The organism is Pedobacter panaciterrae, from assembly GCF_013204795.1.
GTDB classification, from domain to species: domain Bacteria; phylum Bacteroidota; class Bacteroidia; order Sphingobacteriales; family Sphingobacteriaceae; genus Pedobacter; species Pedobacter panaciterrae.
Genome location: NZ_JABMKW010000018.1, coordinates 117,237 through 143,277 on the forward strand (window position 1 = coordinate 117,237; position 26,041 = coordinate 143,277).

Annotated in this window: 20 protein-coding genes; 5 read left to right on the forward strand and 15 right to left on the reverse strand. The window is 43.0% G+C overall.

Annotation, left to right across the window (positions count from 1 at the left end; all coding sequences use genetic code 11):
* Window positions 1-93: 93 nt before the first annotated feature.
* From HQN86_RS16175 to HQN86_RS16190, 4 genes are read right to left on the reverse strand one after another with little or no spacing between them, the layout of a single operon-like run.
* Window positions 94-1,314, reverse strand: a complete 1,221-nt coding sequence (locus HQN86_RS16175; protein ID WP_172661967.1) for an ABC transporter permease — start codon at window positions 1,312-1,314, stop codon at window positions 94-96.
* A 10-nt stretch (window positions 1,315-1,324) separates the two neighbouring features.
* Complete coding sequence (locus HQN86_RS16180; RefSeq protein WP_048903561.1) at window positions 1,325-2,071, reverse strand: ABC transporter ATP-binding protein; 747 nt, start codon at window positions 2,069-2,071, stop codon at window positions 1,325-1,327.
* Window positions 2,068-3,330, reverse strand: coding sequence for an efflux RND transporter periplasmic adaptor subunit (locus HQN86_RS16185; protein ID WP_172661968.1), 1,263 nt, complete (start codon window positions 3,328-3,330; stop codon window positions 2,068-2,070). Before HQN86_RS16185 ends, HQN86_RS16180 begins: the two co-directional genes overlap by 4 nt.
* Window positions 3,331-3,333: 3 nt before the next feature.
* On the reverse strand, window positions 3,334-4,668 hold the full coding sequence (locus HQN86_RS16190) for a TolC family protein (protein ID WP_172661969.1): 1,335 nt from the start codon (window positions 4,666-4,668) through the stop codon (window positions 3,334-3,336).
* A gap of 185 nt (window positions 4,669-4,853) precedes the next feature.
* On the opposite strand from HQN86_RS16190, the gene HQN86_RS16195 reads away from it, so the two are divergent.
* Entirely contained in the window at window positions 4,854-5,945 is a 1,092-nt protein-coding gene (locus tag HQN86_RS16195) for a sensor histidine kinase (RefSeq protein WP_172661970.1), read from the forward strand.
* Window positions 5,920-6,645, forward strand: a complete 726-nt coding sequence (locus HQN86_RS16200) for a LytR/AlgR family response regulator transcription factor (protein WP_172661971.1) — start codon at window positions 5,920-5,922, stop codon at window positions 6,643-6,645. Before HQN86_RS16195 ends, HQN86_RS16200 begins: the two co-directional genes overlap by 26 nt.
* On the opposite strand, the gene HQN86_RS16205 is transcribed toward HQN86_RS16200, so the two are convergent.
* Entirely contained in the window at window positions 6,640-7,479 is an 840-nt protein-coding gene (locus tag HQN86_RS16205) for an alpha/beta hydrolase (RefSeq protein ID WP_172661972.1), read from the reverse strand. The genes HQN86_RS16200 and HQN86_RS16205 overlap by 6 nt on opposite strands.
* 237 nt (window positions 7,480-7,716) lie before the next feature.
* Between HQN86_RS16205 and HQN86_RS16210 the strand changes: the two genes are divergently transcribed.
* Together HQN86_RS16210 and HQN86_RS16215 are read left to right on the forward strand one after the other, a co-directional pair.
* Window positions 7,717-10,038: a GH92 family glycosyl hydrolase gene (locus HQN86_RS16210; protein WP_172661973.1), complete on the forward strand. Its 2,322-nt coding sequence runs from the start codon at window positions 7,717-7,719 to the stop codon at window positions 10,036-10,038.
* Window position 10,039: 1 nt separating this feature from the next.
* Complete coding sequence (locus HQN86_RS16215) at window positions 10,040-11,173, forward strand: glycoside hydrolase family 130 protein (protein WP_172661974.1); 1,134 nt, start codon at window positions 10,040-10,042, stop codon at window positions 11,171-11,173.
* 3 nt (window positions 11,174-11,176) lie between these two features.
* Here HQN86_RS16215 and HQN86_RS16220 read toward each other — a convergent pair whose 3' ends face one another.
* The 4 genes from HQN86_RS16220 to HQN86_RS16235 are packed head-to-tail and all read right to left on the reverse strand — an operon-like array spanning window position 11,177 to window position 14,754.
* Window positions 11,177-12,187 (reverse strand): carbohydrate kinase family protein, encoded by a 1,011-nt coding sequence (locus HQN86_RS16220; protein WP_172661975.1) that lies wholly within the window; start codon window positions 12,185-12,187, stop codon window positions 11,177-11,179.
* A gap of 4 nt (window positions 12,188-12,191) precedes the next feature.
* The gene (locus HQN86_RS16225) at window positions 12,192-12,764 is read right to left on the reverse strand and encodes a D-lyxose/D-mannose family sugar isomerase (RefSeq protein ID WP_172661976.1); all 573 of its coding nucleotides are present in this window, start codon (window positions 12,762-12,764) and stop codon (window positions 12,192-12,194) included.
* Window positions 12,761-13,909, reverse strand: a complete 1,149-nt coding sequence (locus tag HQN86_RS16230; RefSeq protein WP_172661977.1) for a Gfo/Idh/MocA family protein — start codon at window positions 13,907-13,909, stop codon at window positions 12,761-12,763. The genes HQN86_RS16225 and HQN86_RS16230 overlap by 4 nt, the downstream gene beginning before the upstream one ends.
* A 5-nt stretch (window positions 13,910-13,914) precedes the next feature.
* Window positions 13,915-14,754: a class I fructose-bisphosphate aldolase gene (locus HQN86_RS16235; RefSeq protein WP_172661978.1), complete on the reverse strand. Its 840-nt coding sequence runs from the start codon at window positions 14,752-14,754 to the stop codon at window positions 13,915-13,917.
* Between the two features lie 84 nt (window positions 14,755-14,838).
* Between HQN86_RS16235 and HQN86_RS16240 the strand changes: the two genes are divergently transcribed.
* A complete protein-coding gene (locus HQN86_RS16240) occupies window positions 14,839-15,555 on the forward strand; it encodes a GntR family transcriptional regulator (RefSeq protein ID WP_172661979.1) in 717 nt (238 codons plus the stop codon).
* 27 nt (window positions 15,556-15,582) lie between these two features.
* On the opposite strand, the gene HQN86_RS16245 is transcribed toward HQN86_RS16240, so the two are convergent.
* From HQN86_RS16245 to HQN86_RS16270, 6 genes are all read right to left on the reverse strand, one after another.
* Window positions 15,583-16,512, reverse strand: coding sequence for a hypothetical protein (locus HQN86_RS16245; protein WP_172661980.1), 930 nt, complete (start codon window positions 16,510-16,512; stop codon window positions 15,583-15,585).
* Window positions 16,513-16,514: 2 nt separating this feature from the next.
* Window positions 16,515-17,933 (reverse strand): MBOAT family O-acyltransferase, encoded by a 1,419-nt coding sequence (locus tag HQN86_RS16250; protein ID WP_172661981.1) that lies wholly within the window; start codon window positions 17,931-17,933, stop codon window positions 16,515-16,517.
* A 215-nt stretch (window positions 17,934-18,148) separates the two neighbouring features.
* Complete coding sequence (locus HQN86_RS16255) at window positions 18,149-19,861, reverse strand: RagB/SusD family nutrient uptake outer membrane protein (protein WP_172661982.1); 1,713 nt, start codon at window positions 19,859-19,861, stop codon at window positions 18,149-18,151.
* A gap of 16 nt (window positions 19,862-19,877) precedes the next feature.
* Window positions 19,878-23,111 (reverse strand): SusC/RagA family TonB-linked outer membrane protein, encoded by a 3,234-nt coding sequence (locus HQN86_RS16260; RefSeq protein ID WP_172661983.1) that lies wholly within the window; start codon window positions 23,109-23,111, stop codon window positions 19,878-19,880.
* Window positions 23,112-23,328: 217 nt separating this feature from the next.
* Window positions 23,329-24,405: a mannose-1-phosphate guanylyltransferase gene (locus HQN86_RS16265; protein ID WP_172661984.1), complete on the reverse strand. Its 1,077-nt coding sequence runs from the start codon at window positions 24,403-24,405 to the stop codon at window positions 23,329-23,331.
* Window positions 24,406-24,424: 19 nt separating this feature from the next.
* A complete protein-coding gene (locus HQN86_RS16270) occupies window positions 24,425-25,816 on the reverse strand; it encodes an undecaprenyl-phosphate glucose phosphotransferase (protein ID WP_172661985.1) in 1,392 nt (463 codons plus the stop codon).
* Between the last annotated feature and the right edge of the window lie 225 nt (window positions 25,817-26,041).

Sequence of the window (26,041 nt, forward strand, 5' to 3'; positions counted from 1 at the left end):
TCATATGTTAACAAATGTTAATTGAGATCAACGGGCTAAATTCATAGGTTAAGACTCTATTTTCTGCGACAATTGACCCCACAACCGCTTCCCCTACTCGTACCTTAACGCTTCTATAGGATCTAATTTTGATGCCTTCAATGCCGGATAATAGCCAAAGAAAATTCCTGTTATCGCACAAACCAAAAAGGAGATTACAATAGAGAATTCAGAAATTACAGTAGGCCAGTTCAATGACGCCGGAACAATCAGGGCCGCCGAAATTCCTAATATCACGCCAATTACCCCACCGGTTACACTAATCACAATAGCTTCTATCAGGAACTGTAATAAAATATCTATACCCCTTGCACCTATCGACATCCTCAAACCTATTTCCCGGGTACGCTCTGTAACCGAAACATACATAATGTTCATAATTCCTATCCCTCCAATTACCAGCGAGATACTGGCAACAGCGGTTAGCAGCGCAGTCATCATACTGCTTGTAGAATTCATCATCGTCATCAATTCCGCCTGTGTTCTGACCTGAAAGTCATTGTCCTCAGCATCTCTTAAACGGTGCGTTTCTCTAAGTGTACTGGTTATTTCTGCAACCGCAGCGTCCGAAGCAGCTTCACTGGTTGCCGATGCATAGATCTGTCCAAAATAAATGGATGATAAAATCCTTTTCTGAACCGTCGTATACGGGGCAATAATGATATCATCCTGATCCTGGCCAAAGTTACTTGTACCTTTTGGCGTTAGCACGCCTATGACCTGGAATGGGATTTTACCAAACCTGATGATCTTGCCAATCGGATCTTCTCCGTTGGGGAACAGGTTATCAACCACTGTTTTGCCCAGTAAACAGACCTTGGCCGAGGACCTCACGTCTTGCTCGGAAAATATGATCCCTTCTTTAACGGATAGCTTTCTGATATCCAGGTATTCCGGGCTCACTCCCTGAATAGAAGTAGGCCAGTTGGCCGCACCGTTAATGGATTGTCCGCTTGAAGATGCCAGCGGAGAAATTTCTGCAATATTAACAGCATTCTTTTTCAGGGCATCTACATCCTTAATGGTAAGCGTTTTAAGACTGCTGCCCATCATCCTCGCGCCACCGGGTTCATTGCTGTAGGGCATAATGGTAATCATATTCGAACCCATGCTGGCCAGCGAAGCATTGATACTTTGCTTTGAGCCTTCGCCAATAGACATCATCGTAATTACTGATGCCACGCCTATAATAATGCCCAGCATGGTCAACAGTGCACGTAGTTTATTGCGTTGCAGGGCTTTAATTGCCAGTCTGATGAGATTAATAAATTTCATAATTTTCTTCTTAATAATCGTCTGTCGCAGGCAGAGAAGCCAAAGCTTCTTTTGCCCAGCGAATGTGTTTATTCATCGAATCTTTTTGAACCTTTCCGTCCCTTAGCATAACCGTCCTGGTACTAAATGCAGCAATATCCGGCTCGTGGGTAACGAATACAATGGTTTTACCGTTTTGATTCAGCTCCTGCATAAGCGACATGATCTCGTAAGATGTTCGTGTATCCAGGTTTCCCGTAGCCTCATCCGCAAGGATCATAACAGGCTCGTTTACCAATGCCCTGGCAATCGCAACACGCTGCTGCTGTCCGCCCGACAACTGGTTTGGCATATGATCAAACCTTCCATCAAGCTTAACCGCCTGTAAGGCTGCAATAGCGCGCTCTGTCCGTTCTTTGGTACCAATAGTGGGGTTATACAGTAATGGGAGCTCCACATTTTCAAGCGCAGAGGTACGTGGCAATAAGTTGTACGACTGGAAAACAAAGCCAATCTTATGGTTCCTTAATTTTGCCAGTTCGTCTCTGGTCAGCTCTTTTACGTTTACATTATCGAGCATATAAGTTCCCTCTGTAGGCTTATCCAAACAGCCCAGCATATTCAGCAAAGTGGTTTTACCAGACCCGCTGCTTCCCATTATGGTTAAAAACTCGCCCGAATCCACATCAAATGAAACCCCCTTTAAGGCCCTCACCGTTTCGGTACCCATTTTAAACTCACGCTTTACATTTTCTATTTGAAGGATCTTGTTGCTCATCGTCTGTTTCCTCCTGGTCTTTTTGGCATAAATGGACTTGAAGCTGCTGCTGCCGGCATTCCTGCCGAACCGCCCTCCATACCACTGATCACTACATCATTTGCATTCAACCCTTCCAATACCTCTACATGTGTATTGTCATTCAACCCGGTTTTTATTCTTTTCTGAATAAGCTTTTTGCCTTGTAATACCCACACAAAAGAAGGTTCCATCTTTTCTGTTTCTCCGGTTGGCGCTTTCAGTTGCTTAGTCGCGCTGGTATCCTTTCTCATCCTACCTTTACCGCCTTTTCTCCCCATTCCTCTGCCTGGCAATGGCACAATTTCATATTCTTTAAGTAAACTCGAATCCGGATTAAATTTTAAGGCCTGGGCCGAAACCAGCAAAGCATCATTTACCTCTTTGGTGTAAATTATAATGTTCGCAGTCATGCCGGGCTTTAGTTTCTTATCATCATTTGGCGCATCAATCAGGGTGGCATAGGTAACTACGTTTGCTGATATGGACGGCTGCAATCTAATGTCCTTTACTGTTCCGTTAAAAGTATCGTCGATAAAGGCATCAACGGTAAAAGTTGATCGCTGGCCTTTAACTACATTGCCTATATCTGCCTCGTCCACTTTTGCCTGAACCTGCATTTTCGTAATGTCTTTGGCAATGGTAAAAATTGTTGGGGTATTAAAGCTCGCCGCAACAGTTTGCCCTATACTAACGCTTCGCCCTAATACCACCCCATCTATTGGAGAATAAATCTGCGTAAAGGAAAGGTTCCTTTCTGCCGATCTCAGCTGTGCCTTTGCATTACTTACATTAGCGGTTGCTACCTGCAAGGTATTTAAAGCCTGATCGTATTCTGCTTTGCTGATTGATCCTGTTTCAAACAATTGCTTCTGGCGACTAAAGTTTGCCTGCTGATAGGTCTGGTTACTTTGAGATTGTGCCAAACTGGCTTTCGCCTGATCAACTGTGGCCTGTATTAGTGTCTTATCCAATTCTGCAAGTAACTGTCCTTTCTTAACGGTTGAGTTAAAATCGGCATATAATGCAGAAATGGTTCCCGATACCTGCGTACCTACGGTAACGGTATCCACCGGCTGCACCGTTCCGGTAGCAGTTACACTTGTTGAAATTGAACCTCTCGAAGGCTGCTCTTTGGTCAGCATTACGGGCTGTTCCTTAATCCTCAAAAAGAAGTACCATACTAAACCAAGTACAACTATAATGGAGATAATGATTAGAATAATTTTTCTGGACTTCATGACTTATAATTTAATGGGTGTTCCTAAGTAAAACTCATAGATTCTTGCAGCCAGAGCCGCATTATATTTTGCTTGTATGTACGATTGCATGGCCTGTACATATAAATTCCTTTGCTGGTAGAAGTCTACAATATTTGCAACCCCAATCTTTAATTCCTGATTGGCAATACGGTACACTTCCTGGTTAAATTTCAATTGCTCTGCTGCTGATGCGAACTGACCCTGCGAATTCTGCGCATTGATGTAGGCTTTCTCTGTATTCAGGGCCAGCGTGGTTTTTGTGTTTTCCAGAGCTAGTTTAGATTGCGCGATATCAATCTTTGCTTTGGCAACATTGGTTTTATTTTGCCTTTTTGTAAAAATTGGGATGGACAAGGTTAAGCCCGCCTGCTGATAAAAGTTATTATCAAACTGTCTAAAGGCATTATAGTTTGGGTCTTTCGCATAACTTGTCCCCATGCCTGCACCCAGTGTTAACGAGGGCAGATAACCTGCTTTGGCTTTGGTAAGCCCAAGGTCCGAAATCTGTACGCCCAGTTCTGCATTCTTTATTTCCGGGCGGTTTTGCAAAGCATATTGCTGTACGGTGCTCAGATCGGTGATGCTTGCTGTCGAAATTACAGTATCTGGTTTTACTACATCAAAATCTTTAGCATCCGGCAACTGCAACAACTGCTTTAGGGATATTTTATCCTGGCGCTGGGCATTCTGTGAAGTCGTCAGGTTGTATTTATCCGATGCCAGCTGTGCCTCAAACTGTGCCACGACTTTACGGGCCACCGATCCTGCCGCAAACTGGCGTTTTGCCTGTTCAAGCTGGGCCTGGGATGTTTTTACCAGGTCCTCATTGTAAATGATACTCTCCTTATCTACAAGTATACTCAGGTAAGCCTGCGTGATCTGTAAGGTGATGTCGTTTTCATTTTCCAGAATGGCGAAGTTGGCCGACTGGACCGACAAATCTTTTTGCTTTATATCTGTTTTAAGGTAGCCTCCTTTATATAGCGTCCACGAAGAACTCAAGCCATATGACCCCGAATAATTAAGGCCACCGGAATTCCCATTGGTAGCCATGTTATAATGATTAAAGGATTGCGAAGCCGAGCCATATAGATCAGGCAACAATGCCGATTCTGCCAGCAACTTATCCTGCTGGGCGCTTTGCTTATCCAGTTGCAAACTCTTAAGCTGAATGTTATTTGTCTTTGCGTACTGCAGGCATGCTTCCAGATCCCAGATCGGCGGCAATACTTTTAATGCGGTATCCTGACTAAAGCCCCGGAGGCTAAAACAGGTGACGGCTAAAAGCAGCAGAATTTTCATTGTTAATTTTGACATATCTCTATATAAAAAACCGTATTAACTGGTCAAATCAACAGCTATTTAGCCTCTAAAAAAAACGCGATAGACCGGCATATCAAACACATCGACGGAGGGCTGTTATGAATCGACGGAAACATTTGCACTTATCTGGATAGGTTCCCTACCTTGTACACACTTAATAATCATTAAATTTTAAACCAATGGTTTCCCTAAAAAGCCGTTCCTATCTTAGCATATTACTCCATGTATTTTCATGGATGCTATTTGCTTTCGTGCTTCTTTTTCACCAGCCTTTATCATGGAATATCACATTACCTCCTCAATTCTGGGTTAAGCAGGGCTGTATCCTGGTGATGTTAATCGCTGTATTTTATGTAAACAGCAAAATCCTTGTCCCTCAGCTCCTGCTAAAAAACAAAACACTCACCTTTGTATTGGTTATTCTGGCCATAGCCATTTTAGCCGGCCCCTTCGTAAAGATCATAGATAACGCACTGAATCTACCTGAGTTGATGTCAAAGGCGTTTCGTGAATTAGGAATACCCCGGCCGCCAAAAAGATCAGATAGAATTGATGTTTTCCAGATCATGATGACCTTATTTATGGTAGGTATCAGTACCAGCGTTACCCTGATTCAGAAATGGCAGGCCGATAAACAAAGCAGAGAGGCCCTCGAGAAAGAAAAGATCGGTTCAGAACTGTCCTTTCTAAAAGCACAGATCAATCCTCATTTCTTTTTTAACACCTTAAACAACATTTATGCGTTAACGCACGTGGATGTCGATAAATCCAGGAAAGCGCTACACAAGTTGTCGCGCATGATGCGCTACCTGCTTTACGAAACGCAGTCGGGCAAAACCCCGCTCAGCAAAGAAGTTTCTTTTATTGTCGATTACATTGAACTCATGAAACTGCGTTTAAACGATACAACTACTGTGGTTTTTGAGGAGCCGACACTTAAGTCCGACCCTCAGATCGCACCCATGCTGTTCCTTCCCTATATCGAAAATGCCTTTAAATATGGAGTCAGTACAACTGAGCCCTCTACCATATCCATATCGCTCGAATTGCAGGATAAAGAACTAACAATGGTCGTAAAAAACTCCATTTTTAAAAACAATTCGATGACCGCCGACGAATACGGTGGAATTGGCTTAAGCAACACCAAAAGAAGGCTTGAATTGTTATATCCCGGTAGGCACACCTTTAGTGCCCATACCACAGAAGATGCCAAAGCATTTATTGTTAACTTAAACCTAACCCTCGATGATACTGAATTGCATAGCAGTTGATGATGAGCCCCTGGCCCTTGGCCTGATCTGTAGTTTTATTGAGCAAACGCCTTTCTTAAAACTGGCGGGAAGCTTTTCGAGCGGCATAAAGGCTTTAGAGGCTTTGCACAATCAGCACATAGACCTTATTTTTCTTGACATACAAATGCCCGATCTAACCGGCATCCAACTGGCCAGAACACTGGAAAATAAACCGGGAAACGTAAAACCAAGGGTAATCTTTACCACCGCCTTTAACAATTATGCGATAGAAGGATATAAAGTGGATGCGCTCGACTACCTTTTAAAACCTTATGATTATGAGGAGTTCTTAAAAGCAGCCAACAAAGCCAAAACATATGCAGAGCTGTTAACGGTCAAACAACCGGCCGCCGATAATGAGGAATACATTTTTCTAAAAGTCGAATATCAGCTGGTTCGGGTGGCCATAAAAGATATCGTTTACATCGAGGGGTTAAAAGACTATGCAAAGATCCATCTCGCTAATGAAACCAAACCCTTGTTATCCCTGATTACGCTGAAATCGCTGGAAGATAAACTCCCCACCCGCCTTTTCATGAGGGTGCACCGCTCATTTATCATCTCTCTCGATAAAATTGATGCCGTTACCAAAAATACCGTACAAATCGGCGGCATCAATATCACAATCGGAGAACAGTATAAAGATGCGATGAAGCAATTCCTAAGCAATTGGCTATAAGCCGATCTTTTTAGTTGTCTTAATCTCTTTAGTTAGCCTGTTTACTTCTTTTATCAGCAAAGGAATAGCTGGATAAACCATATCATGCCCATATCCCTGTAGCTCATGCAGAACTGTGGTCTTATTCCCTGCTAATTTCATCATCCTTGCCAGATAGGCATTTTCTTCATAACGCCCCAGCATTTCCATTTCTCTGTCGCCGGTAAGCAATAGCATCGGCGGCGCAGTTGGGCGAACGTGATATAACGGGGCATATTCGTCAATTATGGGCTGAACATCTTTTATTTTCCGCTCCTGTCTTACCGTAAAGTGGGTAATGGCCTGTCCGCTAAAAGGAATCAATCCTGCTATGGAATCGGCATCTATGTTGTACGCGGCAAGGTATTTTTTATCTAAGGTCAGCATCATGCCAAGGTAAGCTCCGGCCGAATGGCCCGAAACAAAAATCAGCTTATTATTTCCTCCATATTTCGCAATGTTATTAAAGGTCCATGCTACAGATGCCGTTGCATCTTCAATAATATCTTTTACAAGTGCTTTAGGCGACAGCCTGTAACCTACTGCAATTACAATAAAGCCCTTTTCCAGCAATTCTCTTGGCATTTCCTTGTTGCCTCCGGTCAGGCCGCCACCATGAAACCAGACTATCGTTGAGCTATTCGTTTTATTTTTAGGGTAATACACATCCAGCTTACACCTTTCCTCACGATAGGCATCCCCTTTGGTTGATGCCGGGTAATAGCCGATGTCTTTCTTGGTTTCATACGTCGTCTCCTGGGCAAAACCCTGGGCATACAACAAAACACCGAACAGAAATAAAATTATTTTTCTCATAATAAGTGTGAGTTAATAATTTTTAATCATAATCCATAAAAACTTTTGTATCAAATTTGATCGATTTGCTAAAACGCTTTATTTTGTCTTAATTTAGGTTTGCCGTCATCTCGACTCCAGGAGAGATCTCTTGGTTATGCTGATGCAAGAGATCTCTCCTGGAGTCGAGATGACGCAATGTCCAGATGAAGGAATGTCGAGATGACGGCAGCTTTATAAACAAGTACTACTAACCAAATGAAACACTTCAAACTCTTTCTCCTCCTTATTCTTACAGTTACCCTTTCGGCATATAAAAACCCCGACAAAAAACTGCCGGCCGACTATGTTAACCCCTTTATTGGTGCAAGCACCAGTGCCGATGCTGCTGGCACCTATCATGGCTTGGGTAAAACCTTCCCGGGAGCCACCACTCCATACGGAATGGTTCAGGTAAGCCCCAATACCATTACCGGTGGCGATAACGGTTCCGGCTACAGTAACGAGCATACTTCTATTGAGGGCTTTGCATTTACCCAAATGAGTGGCATAGGCTGGTACGGAGATCTGGGAAATTTCCTGGTAATGCCAACCATCGGAAAGCTTCAAACCAGTGCAGGTAAACCGGGCGACACCAAATCCGGTTACCGTTCAAATTATGACAAGCAATCTGAACAGGCTTCTGCAGGCTATTACTCGGTAATGCTCACAGAAAACCACATCAAAGCAGAAGCAACCGCAGCCAAACGAAGTGGAATGCTGCGCTTTACTTTTCCTCAAAACAAACAATCGCGCATACAAATTGACCTGGCCCGAAGAGTTGGGGGAACCTCCACAATTCAATACATCAAAGTTGTAAACAAAAATACCATTCAGGGATGGATGAAATGTACTCCTGACGGCGGCGGATGGGGAAATGGTGATGGAAAGGCCGACTATACCGTTTATTTTTACGCAGAATTCAGCAAGCCTTTAACACAATATGGCATATGGTCGGCCGATATTCCAGGCGACTGGAAAAGAAAGCTAGAAGAAGTTACCAGCGATAAATACCAGCAAAAGGTAGCAGAGGCTGCTGTTTTAAACAACATAAATGAAAAAGAAGGAAAGCACCTAGGTTTTTTCACTGAATTTGAGACCAGCGAAAACGAGCAGGTCACCATGAAAAGCGGTATCTCCTTCGTAAGCATAGATGGTGCAAAGCTGAATCTCAATACCGACATCCAGGGTTGGGATTTCGACAAAGTAAAAGCCAATGCCAGGAAACTATGGAACGAATCGCTGTCAAAAATAAAAGTCGAAGGCGGCACTGAAGAAGAAAAGACAGTGTTCTACACTGCCCTGTATCACACGCAGATCGATCCCCGCACATTTCAGGATGCAGATGGGCAATATTACGGTGGCGATCATAAGGCACATAAAGCAGATGGCTTTACCAAAAGAACCATCTTCAGCGGATGGGATGTATTCAGAAGCCAAATGCCCTTACAAACTGTCATTAACCCCACCGTGGTAACCGATATGATAAATTCATTGGTTACCCTTGCCGATGAGAAACAGGAAAACTACCTGGAGCGCTGGGAATTTCTCAATGCTTACAGTGGCTGTATGATTGGCAATCCTGCTGTATCCGTAATTGCTGATGCTTACGCCAAAGGCTTAAGAAATTTCAATGTTACAAAAGCATATGAGCTTTCCGTAAACAGTGTAGAGAAATATGGGAACGGAGAACTGGGATACGCATATGAACCTTTCGGCATCTCAAACACCCTCGAATATGCCTATTTTGAATGGTGTGTTTCTAAAATGGCCGAAGCTTTAAAAAAGCCCGGCGATCAGCAAAAGTATTTTAAACGGTCGCAATCGTACAAAAACATATTTGATGCCGAAAAAGGATGGTTCAGACCCAAAGATAAAGATGGTAAATGGCAACCCTGGCCAGAAGAAGGCCGGTTAAAACAATGGTACGGATCTGTAGAAGCCAACCCATATCAGCAAGGCTGGTTTGTACCTCAGGATATAGAAGGAATGACCGCTTTAATGGGTGGTAAAGAAAAAGTATTGGCAGATCTCACCAATTTCTTTGAGAAAGTCCCTCAAAACATGATGTGGAACGATTATTACAACCACGCCAATGAACCGGTACATCATGTACCCTTTCTGTTTAACAGAGTTGGCGCTCCATGGCTTACACAAAAATGGACCAGGGCAATCTGTAGTCGTGCCTATCACAACGCCGTCGAAGGATTAGTTGGAAATGAAGACGTAGGACAGATGTCGGCCTGGTACGTATTGGCTGCCAGTGGCTTCCACCCCATTACCCCGGGAAGCACCAGATATGAGCTTACCAGCCCGGTTTTCAGCAAAATGGAGATCAGGCTCGATCCAAACTTTTATAAAGGCGGAAGCTTCACTATTGAGGCTAAGAACAACAGTGCACAAAACATCTACATCCAAAGCGCTAAGCTTAACGGCAAGCCGTATAACAAGGCCTATTTAGACCATCAGGATATCATCCGCGGAGGTAAACTGGAATTGATCATGGGCGCACAACCAAACAAACAATTCGGAACAAAATAATATGAAGAAGTTTTTCCCATACGCCTTAATCGGCTTCCTTTTCCTGCTCCCTGCAGAAAAAACCAAGGCTCAAACTGCTGCCGAAAAATTGCCCGACTGGGCTTTAGGTCCTTTCCTAAGACCTGCCGGTGTAAATCCAATCATTTCACCCAACACCAGCACAACCTTTCTTGATCCACTTTCAGGTAAATATGTCGACTGGGAATCTAACGACACTTTTAACCCTGCAGCCACTGTAAAAGGAAAAGAAATTGTGGTGCTTTACAGGGCAGAAGACAAATCAGGTGTTGGAATCGGCCACAGAACATCCAGACTTGGATACGCATATAGCACAGATGGATTAACCTTTAAAAGGAAAGCTGAACCTGTGTTTTATCCCGGCAACGATAGCCAAAAAGAGCTTGAAAATCCGGGTGGATGCGAAGATCCCAGAATAGCCGTAACCAGCGATGGCACTTATGTCATGTTTTACACACAGTGGAACAAAAAAGTTGCCCGCCTTGGTGTTGCCACTTCTAAAGACCTCATTAAATGGACCAAACACGGGCCTGCATTTGCAAAGGCCTACAATGGTAAATTTTATAACATGTTCACCAAATCTGCCTCCATCGTTACCCAACTGGTAAATGGAAAACAGGTCATCGCAAAAGTGAATGGAAAATACCTGATGTACTGGGGCGAAAAGTTTCTGAACGCCGCAACCTCCGATGATCTTGTAAACTGGGCACCTGCACTGGATGCAGAAGGAAAGATCAAGGAACTGATCAAACCAAGAAAAAACTATTTCGACAGTGACCTCACAGAAGCAGGTCCTCCGGCCTTGTTAACCGACAAAGGAATACTGGTATTGTACAATGGAAAAAACGCATCTGGCGACAATGCCGATAAAAACTATACCGCCAATACCTATGCAGCCGGGCAAGTTCTTTTTGATGCTAAAAATCCCGAAAAAGTAATTGACCGGTTAGACAAACCTTTCTTTGTGCCTACAGAGTCTTTTGAAAAAAGCGGACAATATCCGGCAGGAACTGTATTTGTAGAAGGGCTTATTTTCCATCAGCAAAAATGGTTTCTATACTATGGATGTGCTGATTCGAGAGTCGCAGTTGCCGTATATCAACCATCAAAGAAATAAGTGTTATTTACGAAATCCGTAAAGCTGTTTTAAAAGCAGGCATTCTTCCGATGAGGTAATGCCATCAGAAGAAGTAGCGGCAAAAAGACTTGATGCCGCTGCACAAACACCCAATTCTAAACAGGTGTTCATCTCCTTGTTATGGTGAACACCTATTAAAACACCTGCAGCAAAAGCATCTCCGGCACCTACAGCACCTTCAATCTTATCCTCAGGCAAATCAATACTTGCCTGAAACAAAGTACGGCCTTCATGATCCACCGCAATAACACCCGAGGGGAAATGCAGGATAACCCATTTGTTCACTCCCATCCGAATCAATTCGGCAGCGGCCTTGTAACAATAATTAAGCAAGATTTCCCCCTTGTCATCAACCGTCTGTATACCCGATATCATGCCGGCTTCAAATTCATTAACAAAGAGGTAGTCAATGTATTTTAGGGAAGAAGGGATCAACTCTTTAAACCGGTCCGATTTCTCACTAACGATATCAGCCGAAGTGATCAATCCATTTTCCTTTGCACTTTTTAAAACCTTTGCAGCCCGGGTTTCCCCGTCCGTTTCAACTAAGTCCAGCTTATCCAATAACAGCAGATAACCCAAATGAAAGACCTTTGCCGTAGATGAGCTAAAGTCAAAATGCGCCATATCAAGCATGGCATTGGCACCACGCTGATGAAAGAAGGTTCTTTTCCCGGTACCTTTTACGGTCATCACATCTGTATACGAGGTAGCGGTATTTGGCGCTTTTTGAATTCTGGAAGCATCAATTCCAAGGTCTTTGCACTCTTTAATAATATAGTCTCCCCTGTCGTCATCCCCGACCAAACCAAGGCCATATAAAGGAAAACCGGCCTTTAGTTTAGCCATTCCTTTCAAAATATTATAAGCAGATCCGCCATTACTACTGTACTCTGTAAGAATATTAACCAGCTTTTCTTCTTCAGGAAAAGCATCTATCACCTTCACCTGATCTATGATCCAGTTACCGCCAACTAATATTCCATTTTTCATGAGGTTAGTATTCGCTTACCAATTTAATAATTAAGGCTTCATCCTCCTCAATGTCGGTAAATCTGCCGATATTTTCATCCGAAAAGAAATTATCATTTACATCATCATTGGCTGTCGACACCTCTCCGATAATACATTCATCAGATTCGGGATAGAACGCATGCCAAATACCAGGTTCAATGGTAATCCGCTGACCGGGCGGTATTGGTATGATGTCTCCGGAGGTAATGCTGCGGTAACTGCCATTCATTTTCACACTAAAAGTATCTGTATTTTCTTCTATAGCCGGGTCTGCGCTCCATAACTGAACAACCAGAAGCCCTGATCTGCAAATGATATCCTCTTTCTTTTTTTTATGTGTATGACATGGGGTTAGCTGCCCTCTTACCGCATACATTATTTTTTCACAGTACTCTTTCTCTTCGGCTAGGTTTACCAATACCAGTCCGGTAGTTAAAAAAGAATCCAAACCAAAATCAGTAATGTCCCATTTGGGGTTCGGTGGCAAGAACCAGCCATTTCGCGTAAAGCATTCACCCGCATCAATTATTGCTTTATTTATTGCTGATCTTTTCATACCGTTTCAGTTTTAAAGTACGTTATTTTTTCTAGTGTCTGGTTGTTAAACGATCTCAATGCCGCATCAAATATATAGTGACTATTTAATGCTTCTTCCGGGGTAACACAACCAAACCGACCATTTAATAGCCCTGCCCTTTCCGCAATATATGCGGCCAGCATTTGCATAAAACAATCCGGAAATCCGGGCTCAAAAATAGCACCGGTAATCGTTGTAAATGGCATTCCCTTAAATCCAAGATCAGTCCGTTGCCACCACTGTTCATTACTACGTTTAAAGGTCCATAATGTTTTGATGTCCTTGGTGCTGTATTTCACGCCGCCTTCGGTTCCCAATATTTCAATATACCAGGTATTGGTCTCTCCGGGTGCCATGCGCTTCATCTCCAGCGTCATCGGAACGAAGCTATCGGCTATTTTTACTTCAGTGTTTAGCGTTGCATTGTTCCAGGTATCACATTCAGCCATTCCACCTTTTCCATCCGGCCGTTGAGTAATGATCTTTTGAAGCTGCGCATATATCCGTTCAGGCTTCCATCCCAGTCTCAATGGAATATGCAGCACGTGCATCCCCAGATCACCCATAACGCCTATTTCACCACAAAACGCAACCTGTCTTTTCCAGTTAATGGGCTTCGCCGGATCCAGGTCGCTTGAGTGCAGAAAGCCGGCTTTAATTTCTATAATTTGTCCTAACCCGCCCGACTCCACTTCTTTAAAAACCCGTTGAGGCCCTGGCAAAAAGGGCATCTCTGAACTGCAGCGCACAAAACGCCCCAGCCTGTCGGACTGGTTTTTTATCGCTAAAGCAGCTTCCAGATCTATCCCAAATGGTTTTTCGGCCAGTAAATCTTTTCCTGCCGTCAGCACCTCCAGGTAATACTGTTTATGCAAATGATGAGGCAGGGCAACATACACCACATCAATTTCCTCATCGGCCAATAATTCTTTATAGTCGGTGGTCAGCAACTTAACCGTAGGGACATTTCTATACCATGATAATACCTCCTGGTTAACATCACAAACTGCAGTTAGCTCAACCTGCACCGGCAAATCACTTATCGCAAACCAGCGTGCAAAGGAACTTGCCGCCTCCTTGCCCATCAATCCGCCTCCAATAATCCCTATATTAACTTTCTTCATCACATCTATTGCATTATACCTATTAAAGCAGCCGCATCCACAGCGCTTGCATCATGATGCACTATGGCCATTAACGCTTTGGTCATCCCTGGGGGATCATGGTGTTGTATTACATTTCTGCCATACACAATCCCTCTGGCGCCCTGCTTCATCAAACCATATGTTCTTTCCAGAATTTCCCGGTCACTTGCTTTACCTCCTCCTCTTACCAGTACGGGTATATTTCCGGCGATCTCTATAATGCGATGGTAATCGTTAACATTATCGGTCGGATCAGCTTTAATAATATCCGCTCCCAGTTCAACACCCTGCCTCACTAAAGGTATAATTTTCTGCGGGTCACCATCCACCATATATCCGCCGGCCTCGGTATTGGGTCTGAACACCAAAGGTTCAACCATTAAAGGCATCGCATATCGCTCGCATAAAGGTTTAATTTTAAGGATATTCTGGATGCACTGATCTGTCACTTCAGGTTCTCCGGGTATACTGAACAGGTTTACCACCACACATGCAGCATCCAGCCGAAGGGCTTGTTCCACAGGGTCAGCGATCATTCTGCTAAACAATTTTCTCGGCAATTCTTTTCCGTAAACATTGGCCACATCTGTCCGTAAAACCAAAGCTGGTTTCTCCCTGCCGGGGATAGCTTGTAAATGTTGTGCCTGCCCTAGGGTAAGCTGTATGGCATCAGGTCCCGCATCAACTAGTATAGAAACAGCTTTCTGGATATTTTCAATGCCACTGAGAAAGGAGTGTTCATTAAAAAACCCATGGTCAATCGCTACATCAAAACAATTTCCTGAATTGCGGTTAAACAATCTGTTTAGTTTGTATGTCTTCATAATTTCATACTTTTATATTTGGTCTGCCCCTCTGTATTAACGATGGGCTAACCAAACATATAAAAAACAACTTGTATATACAAGATGAAGCCAGATAAATTAAGCCCCCTATATAAAAAAGTAACCGATGATTTGAGAGCGCAGATCGAAAAAGGCATGTACCGAAAAGGCGAACTGCTGCCTTCGGAGAACGACCTTTGCAAAACCTATAACACCACAAGGGTTACTGTTAGGCAGGCATTATCAGGACTAACCAATTTAGGCTACATTACCCGCCGGCATGGCAAGGGCAGCATCGTTACCGAACCTAAAGCGGGCTTAGGCATTCTGTCCTTAAGCGGGGTTACCGCCGGTGTAGGCAGCCAAAACCTCAGCACTTCCATTTTGCAAAAGCAGATGAAGCAAGACTGGCCATTGGATTTCTTCTTTCCATTAAATGAAGGAGAACTGAAACATGACTGTATCTACTTTACAAGGCTCCGCCGCATTAATGATATTCCGGTACTCTACGAAGAAACATACCTCAGCAACATCAATCTGCCCGGGTTTATTTCCAGAGAATTAGAAAACCTCTCGCTCTTTAAAATCTTAAGGGAAAGCTACAACATAGAAGTAAAAGAGGGAGAGCAGAAGATCTGGGCCATACTTGGCGATAAAAATATCAGCGAGCTGCTCAACATTAAAAAAAGCCATCCCATCCTGCACATGAAAAGAAAGCTTAAGACCAACATCCAGGACCTCAATATCTATTCTTCTCTGTATTGTAATACCGAAGAACACTTCCTGCAAGATTATTTTTAGTTTCTGCAGCCAGCAGAATTGAGCAGGCTAATTGATTCCTGCTGCTGGTATTTCAGTTAAATGATCAACAATCACACTGTCTGTAAATGCTTTTGCCCCTATCTCATTTAAATGGCCAACATCGTAAAACAGCTTATTTGCATTTGCATTAAACAGTTCCGAATAATTATAACACTTTAAATCATATTTGCTTAAAATGCTGTCAGCAGTTTTCAATGCATTATGTTTATGGATCTTCATTCCTGGCGACACCAAAACATGTAATTTTATATTTTTCGATCTGGTTGCTTTAACAAAATTTTCAAACGCGGTTAACTGATCTTTCGATTCCTTATAATTCGCATTGTCAATGTGTTGCACTGTAGCGCTCTGGGGCATATTCCCCGAAAGCGGCTCGTATCCGCTAAAGTGTTTCTGGCCTATTTCCAAATGATGCTGCACGATTGACATGGGCAAAGAGTTAACCCGGTAAAGGGTTGAAATATGTGCCAGCGAGAATTGCATTTTACTCTGCGTATAAATCATTTCACTGATTTCTTTATTCTTGTTAATATATGGCATCAAAACAGCCGTTAGCTTTTGTTCCTCCTGGTGCTGATACTCAAAATCGTTCAGGTTCAAATCCAGTATCACCACTTTTGGGGTATGATAACTTAAAACAGATTTCAACAAGGTTTCATAATAAAGCATCTTCATGCCATCCCTACCAAGATTATAGCAAGACAGTCCGGTTTTTTCAGTGATCAGTTCGGGGATATAGTGATGGCTGGCCCTGGAATTCCCAAAAATAAGGATGTCTTCATTGGCATCCAGAATCCCATGCGTGGTAACTGCCGAATCGCCTTGTTTTTCATTAAAGAAAAAGTGTTCAATTAATGCACCAAGGGCCCTGTCTGTCACAAATAACAAAACCAGTATGATCAGCCCGTTCCTCAATAGTTTATAAGATGGTTCCATGATTAGAATTGAAAATAGATAAACTGCCCCCCGTTAAACACGCCAAACAGAATGATAAACAACACAATAACCGTATATCCTGCATACCTCACCACTCTGTTTGAGCTATAAAATACCTTAATGATGTCCGAGTGGTATTCGGTAATATATTCCACAACCAGCAGAAACAAAATCCAGATCAGCGCATATACAAAACCTTCAGGAGTGCCTATAAATAAGCCTTCCCCTTTTAATGTAAATATGCTCTTACAGATGTTAAAGGCTTCCGTTACATTATTGGCCCTGAAAAATATCCAGGCAAAGCAGACCAGCGCGAAGGTGAGCAAAACATGAAAAGCATTAGTTAAAGGACGATAACCCAGAATATTCCTTTCATTGAATTTTTTAAATGAAACACTAAAAATCTGATAGATCCCATGTAATGCCCCCCAGACAATAAAAGTCCAGTTTGCACCATGCCACAGGCCACTTACCATAAATACAATAAAAAGATTAAGGTACCACCGGGGTATCGCCACCTTACTGCCACCCAAAGGGAAATAAAGGTAATCCCTGAACCAGGTGGATAGGGAAATGTGCCATCTCGACCAGAAGTCTTTTATGCTTCCCGCCAGATAAGGCCTCCTGAAGTTGATCATCAGGTTATAGCCCATAACCCTTGCACAGCCTATCGCGATGTCAGAATAACCTGAGAAATCGCAGTAAATCTGAAATGCAAAAAATACAGTTGCCACAATAAGCGTCAGCCCGCTATGCTGATCCGCATTATTGTATACCGCGTCTACATAAATGGATAACCTGTCGGCAATCACTACCTTTTTAAATAAGCCCCATGTAATGAGCTTTAAGCCCTCTACCACATTGGTATAATTAAAATACTGCTTCACATGAAACTGATGAAGGATATTTTGCGGCCGCTCTATCGGTCCGGCCACCAGCTGAGGATAAAACATTACGTATAAAGAGTAGATCCCAAAGTGTTTCTCTGCCTTTTGATTTCCCCGGTAAACTTCAATGGTATAGCTCATCGCCTGGAACGTATGAAAAGAAAGCCCAATGGGCAATAGAATTTCTAAATAAGGTACATGGTTTTGATAACCGATGTTTCCCAGCAAAAACGAGAGGTTATCATTAAGAAAATTGTAATATTTGAAAACGGCCAGCACACCAATGTTTGCCACCAGACTTAAAATAAGGAATTTCTTTTTCTTTTTCCCCTTGGAGTTCTCTATGAGTATCCCGGCAAAATAATCTATAATGATCGTGAAGCCCAGGATCAGGATATACACCGGCACAAAAGTCATGTAAAAATAGCAGCTCGAGGCCAACAGTAATTTCCATCTATGCTGATGTGGCAACAGAAAAAAGGCTGGAGTAACCAGTATAAAAAAGAAAAAGAAGTGGAGAGAGTTAAAGAGCATAATCGTATTTTTTTTTAAAAATTCGAAATTGAACCCTTTCTTTATTCTTCTGTTATGGGATATAGCGCTTAATGAGATTTGGTCGGTTTGGATTCAGTTGAGAATGTAATATTTAATTTTTATATAATCAAAAAAAACAGGTAACAACCGACTACACAATTTTAATAAAGAGGGTGTACACGCCCTTAAAGGCATTTGTACACCCTCCGAAACAATTAATATCCTTCGTTCTGTTTCAACACTCCTCCACTTCTATCTATCTGATCCTGCGGAATCGGGAAATACTCATCCCTGGGTTCTATCACAACCGGTTTCAGGTAAGCAAAATAACCGCCTTCAAAGCCAAAATAGCTTTCCAGCGTTTGCTTAACAATACCCCAGCGTACCAGATCATAAAAGCGATGTCCTTCAAGAGACAACTCCAGCCTCCGCTCAAAACGAACCGCGTTACGCGCATATTCCTGAGTAGGGAAAGATGGATACACGCTCACTTTATAACTGGCAACCGGGCTGCCATCTGCTGATTTACCGGGAAGTTTAGCCGCCCTGGTCCGTATGTTGTTTACCAGCGTAAGTGCGCGACCAAGGCTACCAGCCTCAACTTCACACTCAGCGGCCATCAGATATACATCGGCCAGGCGAATGATATTGACATTCAATCCCGTCACATTGGTATTTCCCGGGCCCGTGCCACTGGAAACCTGTGCCGCTTCAATTACATTCTTGTACGCTACAAACGGGCCTCCGTTAGAAGGTTCGCGAATCCATGAATCGCCTTGCATAATTCCCCAATCGCGAAAAGGAACTCCCCTTCTGCCCATCGTATAATCCATCCGCGGATCTACCGACAGCGTACGGTTAACTTTGTAATTGGTCTTATCCGCCCCAGCCAATCCAAAATCTGACTTATAAGGATTCACACGATAGGTACCATCCAGATAAGGCAAGCCTGCAGCCGTTACCTTAAAAGAATTGGCCAGGTCAATTGAGGGCTGAAAAAATCCACAGCAGGTGATAGGTAATCCCGTACCATATGGAAAGTTTAAGATATCCCCAACATTTCCATTGTCACCACCCGAACCGTCACTTCCTACAGAATGCTGCACCGCGAATATCGATTCAAGACCATTTTCTTTAGTAATGTCAAAATTATCTGTATAAGGTAAAGTCTCAATATTAGCCCTGCTGGCAATTACGCTGTTAAACAAAGGTAAAGCTTCAGCGTATTTCTTTTGATATAGATACACCTTGCCTAAATAAGCCTGTGCAATCACTTTATTCACACGACCAACCTGCTGCTTTGAGTTTACCGCAGCTAAATTGTCTACCGAAAATTTAAAATCAGCTACAATCTGCGGATAAATATCTGCCATATTATCCACTGCATTCTCTTTGGTGGCTTCAGTAATGAGCGGCACGTTCTTAAACACCCTTGCAAGGAAAAAATAAAAGTGGCCCCTTAACAAACGGGCTTCACCCTGAATCTCGATAGCTCTTGCTTCCGGAAATTTAATTCCACTTCCACCCTGCAATGCGGCCAGATAACGTAAAGTATTGTTACACCTCTGGATGCCCTCAAAACAACGCACCCATAAATTGGACAGGTTATCGTTCGTGCTGGTTGGCGAGTGGCGCTCCAGCAAATTCATATTTGGCTGGTCACCGTTATCACTCCCTTTATGTGCATTGTCAGATGTTACCTCACCTAAAAGCCATTGACTTGGTGCTGCACCATAATTTCCAAAAGTACCATTCAGGTTTCCATTTAATAAGGCATATGCTCCGGTAAGCATCCCTTCAACGCCTTCCTGCGTGGTCAATTGCTCCGGACTCAGCTCAGCCTGTGGATTTTTCTCAAGAAAATCTTTGCCACACCCCATTGCCGTAAACAGCAATGCTATAAATACGATATAATTAATCTTTTTCATGACTTCTTTTTTTAAATTAAAAACCAACATTTAAACCCAACAGAAACTGACGTGGACTAGGATAAATACCACGGTCTACACCAGGTGCAGAAAAGGTTTCTGTTTCCTGACTAACCTCCGGATCCAGCCCCGTATAATCGGTGATCGTGAAAAGGTTAGTGGCACTGGCATAAATCCGTATTTTGCTTATGCCCAGCTTAGCCCCAAAAATCTTATCTGTTGGCAAAGAATAACCGATCTGCAGATTTTTCATCCTGAAGAAACTTCCGTCCTGAACATAATAGCTCGAAGAAGCATATTCAAAATCAGAAGCACGGATGTTTGGAGATGGCGTTAAACTTCCTGTGTTAGTTGGGCTCCAGGCATCCAAAAGCCTGGTACTTCTGGCCCCGTTAAATGTAGAAAAGTCAGTAAAATAGCGGGTAGCCTCATACAGCTCATTACCTTGCACTCCATTAAAGAACATGGCCACATCAAAGTTTTTATAAGACGCATTCAAGCTAAATGAATACAGAAAATCAGGATTTGGATTACCTATAATGGTCCTGTCTGATGGATCAATCTTATTGTCGCCGTTTACATCTCTGAATTTAAAGCCGCCAATGCGGGCACCTGTATAAGAAGGCCCTGCAGTTACCTGGTTCTGATCCTGGTAAATGCCAACCACATCATAACCATAGAATGAACCAAAAGGCGCACCTACTTTAAGGATACTGGTCTGTAAAGTTCTAAATGAACCGTATGGCTGCTCGGTCACGCCCGGAGCAAGTTTAACCACCTCGTTTACATTTCGCGAAAAGTTAACGCCCAGATCAAAGGTAAAAGGCTTGTTGTCTTTTTTACCGTAGTGATAGCCTAATGATATTTCAAACCCTTTATTGCTCATATCACCAACGTTAACATAAGGCGAAGTTCCCATACCTACCGCCGTTGCTGGCAATGGAACAGGGTAAAGCATATCACTGGTTTTTTTATTGTACCAGTCTACCGATCCATCAAGCACCGCATCAAACAAGGTAAAGTCCAGCCCCACGTTTACGGAGCTTAAAGATTCCCATTTGATGGCCGGATTTTGGTAGTTGTTCTGCCAAACACCCGGAATCACATTGTTTCCGCCGCCCAGACCGTAGGAAGAATTGATTAATGAGGACTGGAACCTGTTCAGGTACTGAAATCCCGGAATCCGCTGATTACCTGTCTCCCCATAACCTGCACGAAGCTTTAAGTCGGTTACCCATTTGATATTGTCTTTAATGAAATTCTCTTCCGACAATCTCCAGGCAACACTGGCTGCCGGGAAGTTTCCATACTTGTTTTCCGGCCCGAAGTTAGAAGAACCATCACGACGAATCGTGGCACTTACCAGATAACGGTCGTTAAAGGAATAGTCAACACGCCCAAATACGGAGAACAAAGAGCCTACGCCTCCGCTGCTGTTATTGCTGATGTTCGATGAACCGGCACCAAGATAATAGTAATCCGGATTACCGAGCACAAAGAAATCATTACGGCCACCCTCCAGCAATCGGCTGCGCGAGCGTATCGCTTCAGTACCGGCTAAAATGTTTAACCGGTGTTTCTCGGCAAAAACTTTTGAATAGGTCAATGTATTGGTCCAGGTCCATTCTGTATTGTAACCCTGACTTTCATTTAAATTGTTCGAGTTATTTCCTTCAGAGAACTCCAGGTTAGGGTAACGCATCGTCATCCCGTTATAGTTTTCATAGCGAATACCGAAACTTGTTTTGGCAACCAGCCCATCTACCAGGTCCAGCTCTCCAAACACATTCCCAAAAAAGAAATTGCTTTTGTTTTTATTGTCCTTAGCACGGAAAAGCGTAGCCAAAGGGTTTTCAGCATTACCCAGCTGACTACCGCGGCTACCGGCAAAATTCCCCCTGATGTCGTAAACCGGAATAATGGTCGGGATCCGGTAAGCCCAGCTAACCGGACTGCCTTCATCCTGGTATTCTCCTGAAACATTCGGGTTTACACCAATACCGAAACCTTCAGAGTAACTGTATTGTGCGTTCTCACCGAAGCGGAACTTCTTGTTCAAGGCACTAAAAGTGGTATTGGTCCTTACGTTATAGCGCTTAAACCCTGTATATTGAATGGTTCCTTTTTGGTTCAGATGGCCTGCGGAGAAACTATAGGTAGAGTTTTCGCCACCACCCGAAGCAGCCAGCTGGTAATTTTGTACCGGCGCATTCTTGGTAATTTCATCAAACCAGTTTGTCCCCTGCTGGTTTGCTTTGGTAATCTGATAAAAAGTAGCCGGGTCCCTGCTGTAATTGTATTTAGAAGGGTCGGCATCTGCCGGAGTCACCGCCTGTCCTGATGCACCACCGGCAATTAGGTATTCCGGCAAGGTAGGTGTAGCCCCGCTACCATAATTATCCCCGGTTGCAGGGGTCTCTCCGGCATTCCGGTAGGCACTAAATAAATATTCTGCATACTGCATCGGATCCATCATTTTCGGGAATGATCCTTTTCTTGGCGTTTGGGTTCCATAATAGGTATCAAACGTAATCTTCGGCGCACCCAAAAGCCCTTTCTTGGTGGTAATGATCACCACCCCATTATTTGCCCTGGCACCGTAGATTGATGCCGATGAGGCATCTTTCAGCACCTGCATGCTCTCAATGTCGTTTTGATTTAACCAGCTCAGTTTTCCTTCGTAAGGCACCCCATCAATTACATATAAAGGATCATTGTTATTGATGGTAGTCACCCCGCGCACACGGATCTGAGGCGTTGCACCTGGTGCCCCGTCATTTACGATCTGCACACCCGGCGCCTTTCCCTGTAATGCCTCAACAGCACTTGCTGCAGGCTGGGATTTTAACTGGTTCACATCTACAACAGATACGGCACCCGTTAAATCCTTTTTACGCTGGGCAGTATAACCGGTTACAACTACCTCGCTCAAACTGGTATTGTCCTGCGAAAGAACTATGTTAAGTGTGGTTTGTGTACCTATCGGCACTTCTTTGGCCTGGTAGCCAACAAAAGATACAATCAGCACATCGGTTGGTTTTGCCATGATAGCAAACGCACCCGACGGATCTGTTGTTGTTCCCACATTTGTGTTTTTGATTTTTATAGATGCTCCAATGATGGGTAGATTATCATCGTTTCCGGTTACTTTACCGGTGATTTTGATTTGAGCACTGGCGGCTATAGACAATAGCAGGCCAGTCAGCAAAAGGAAAGCCTTCCTTTTGAGACAAGATACTGTTTTAAACATAAAATATTTGGTTAGGAATGATTAGTTAATAGTTTTTTAGTTTAATACTCGGGGGATGCTACATAGGCGGTAGTATTAGCAGGTGAACAATCTGGTTAGTTATAAAGTAATATAGGTATTACTTATTTGTAATATAGAAATAATAGGACAGAAATAAAAAAACCGGCTGGGATAGCCGGTTCTTAAAACATACTTCATGTTACCTTATTAGAAATCCTTAAGAAAAATCATTTCCACACACTTCAATTACATTATTGGATACCGCCTTTATCTCTTGTTCCAGGGCTTTTGGATAAATCAACAAAATTTTGCCATCGTCAACTACAATATAATCATTCAGTCCTTTAATCACCGCTACTTTATCCTTCGGAATCTGAACCATACAATTCTCTGTCTCGGCCAGGTTTACCCGGTGACCGGAGAAAACATTATTGTACTGGTCTTTGTCCAGCACCTCATAAAGTGAGGCCCAGGTCCCAAGGTCCGACCATCCAAAATCACCCGGCACAGTATAAACATTGTCGGCTTTTTCCATGATGGCATAATCAATGGAAATATTAGGCGACAGTGGGTAATATTCCTTTATAAAATCTCTTTCACCTTCGGTATTGTAAAAAACCCTTCCTTTATTAAAAAGATCATAGATCTCGGGTGCATGTATTTCCAAAGCTTTCAATATCGATTTTACATTCCATACAAAAATGCCAGCATTCCACAGGTAGTCACCACTGGCCACAAATTCTTTAGCCTTTTCCAGGTTTGGTTTTTCCAGAAACTGAATCACCTGATGTATCTCACCTGAGGTGGTCGGGTTATATTTTATATATCCATAACCTGTATCCGGTCTGCTTGGCGAAATGCCTAACGTAAACAACCTGTCATCTTTATCTGCCCCATCAAGCGCTATCCGGATCTTCTCCAGGAAAATATCTTCCTTCAATATCAGCTGATCTGAAGGGGCAACGATAATATTTGCTTCCGGATTCAGGTCGGCGATTTTAAAGGACGCATAGGCGATGCAGGGTGCGGTATTGTTTCTGGTAGGTTCCGCAATAATATTTGATACCGGCAGCTCCGGTAATTGCTGAGCAATCAAACCCGCATACTGATCATTACTTAAGATATATATATTCTCGGGCGGACAAAGCTCAGAAAATCGTTCAAAAGTGAGCTGCAACAATGATTTTCCAGTACCTAAAATATCAATAAACTGCTTAGGAAAGTTATTCCTGCTTTTTGGCCAGAAACGGCTTCCGATGCCTCCTGCCAAAATTAAAACGTAGGTGTTTTTCATTAATTTTATAGGTTAAAAATTAGAAAGCATTATCCTCACCGTGCATCACATTTAATACGGTCATAAAAATAATTTTCACATCGAACATAGAATCCCAGTTTTCCAGGTAGTGGATATCGCATTTCACACGGTTCTCCATATCCTCGGTCGCTTTTGTCTCTCCCCTAAATCCGTTAACCTGCGCCCAGCCGGTTATTCCGGGTTTCAAAAACTGTCTCACCATATACTGGTTGATTATGGCTTTATATTCTTCGGTATGTTTCAGCATGTGAGGCCTTGGACCAACTACGCTCATGCTACCCATAAATACATTAAAGAACTGGGGCATTTCATCTAAGCTGGATCTTCTCAGAAATTTACCTATAGGCGTAATTCGGTCATCATCCTTAGTGGCCTGCTTCTTATCACTGGCATCATTCACCTTCATGCTCCTGAACTTATAGCACCAGAAAGGCTCATCATTCCTGCCGCTTCTCAGCTGTTTAAACAAAACAGGTCCTTTGCTTTGCATCTTTATCAGTATAGCGATTAAAGGGTAAAGCCAGCTCAAAATAAAAATGATCACCAAAGAGCTGAATACCACATCAAACAAACGCTTTTTGAATCTGCTGCTCATTTCTTCAAGTGGCTCTTTACGGAGCGTTATGATGGGAAACTCACCCCCCAGATAACTTACGGTGTAAGGAGTCCCTAAAGACCCTCCGAAATCAGGAATAAATTTAAGCCGGATACAATGCTTTTCGGCTTCCAGCATAAGTGGCTTCACATCGGTCATTCTTTCCGGCGCCACGGCAACGTAAAGATCCACCACACCATTACCCGCAGCCTCTGCAAGCTTGGTACAGGTCGCTTCAGAAAGTTCATTCCCACTCACCGAAAACATGTGCTCATCACCACCAACAATGCCACAAAACTGTATGTTCCTTTGTTTTTGGAAATAATTCGAAATCCGGACAGCAGTTCGGTTTGAGCCCATTACGGCAACTTTTTTCGCACCGTTAAACCGGGTTAAGAAATAGTACTGTATCGCAGTACCCAAGAAACGGTTCAATAAGAAAGAAAAGCAAAGCAGGACATAAAAGGTCAGCAGGAAGGTTTTCGAAAAGTCATGATCCTTCGACAACATCAGGTATCCGGTAAACAGGACAATGTGCAAAGCTACACTTCTCCAGGTTCCTCGATAGATCCTGGTGAGTTTTCTGGCACCATACAGTGTATACAAACCAAATACGGCGGTATTAAATAGCCAGATTAAATTGCAAACCACAAGATAATGCTGGTGAAGTTCATCTGGAATTGACTTTCCAAAACTAAGAGAGAGGTAATATGCGCTAAAATAGACGATGTTTAGCATAATTACATCAGTAATTAGCAAAACATATCTGAGGAGGTAGATGTAACGTGTTAACATAGGAATTCAGGATTAGTATTATCCGCAATTATAATTTCATAGTACATTCGATTTGATGCAAACCCAAGCACTATACAGGTACCGATGACTCGGACACCTCCTGTTGTTAAGACTTTTTTTATTATCATAGGGAGTGATTTTTATTTATATGTCTGTTATTAATGGTATTTTCTGGTATTTCGTCGTTTAATTCATATTACGGAGAGGACTTAGTGTAAAACATAC